This window comes from Candidatus Binatia bacterium, from assembly GCA_023150935.1.
Lineage (GTDB): Bacteria > Desulfobacterota > Binatia > HRBIN30 > HRBIN30 > JAKLJW01.
Window position 1 is genome coordinate 1 of record JAKLJW010000110.1, and the last position, 900, is coordinate 900.

The following is a 900-nucleotide window of genomic DNA, read 5'->3' on the forward strand; positions in this document are numbered from 1 at the left end:
CGTGGTGATCCCGTGGCGCAGCTCGTGGGCGCCGCTCAGGTAGACGTCGCGCCAGGGACCGGACTCCGCCTGGTAGCCGAGCTGGTCGTAGGCGCGCGCGAGGAGCTCGCGGGCCTCGGCGTCGTCGGGGTCCGCGAAGACGGCGTGGTGCATCACCATCGCCACCCAGCGGTACTCGCCGCGCTCGAAGGACTCCCGCGCCTTGCGCTTCACCTCGGCGGCGCCGCCCATGAACTCGACGTAGCGCCGGGCGGCCTCGGCCGGGGGCAGGGGGTCCAGGTGTGCCGGGTTGCCGTCGAACCAGCCGAAGTAGTTCTGGTACACGGCCTTCGCGTCGTGGGAGACGGTGCCGTAGTAGCCGCGCACCGCGAAGGCCGTGCGCAGCGCCTCGGGCAGCTCGAGCTGCTCCGCGATCTCCTCGGGCCCGAGGCCCGCGTTGGCAAGGCGCAGGGTCTGGTCGTGGATGTACTTGTAGACGTCGCGCTGCTTGGCGAGGAAGTCGTGGATCCGCTCCTTCCCCCACACCGGCCAGTGATGGCTCGCGAACACCACCTCGGCGTCGGGCCACCGCCGCATCGCCTCGTCGATGTAGCCGCTCCAGAGCAGCGCGTCGCGCACCTTGGCGCCGCGCAGGGTGTAGAGGTTGTGGAGCGTGTGGGTGGCGATCTCGGCGGCGCACCAGGCCTGCTTCTCGGGCAGGTAGAAGGTGAGCTCGGCGGGCGCCTCCGAGTGGGGCGCGTACTGGAAGACGAAGCGCACGCCGTCGATCACGAGCTCCTGGCCGGTGTGGTCGATCGTCTCGGTCGGCAGGCGGAGCCCCATCGTGCCGCGCGCCGGGCCCTTGCCGAGGCCCGTGTCGACGTGCCCGCGCGGCGAGCGCGGCAGGTCGGTGCCGAACAT

1 protein-coding gene is annotated in these 900 nt (G+C 71.8%); it reads right to left on the reverse strand.

Annotated elements, in window-relative coordinates:
• On the reverse strand, nt 1-900 hold a 900-nt coding region (locus tag L6Q96_23190), incomplete at both ends, for an MBL fold metallo-hydrolase (GenBank protein ID MCK6557455.1).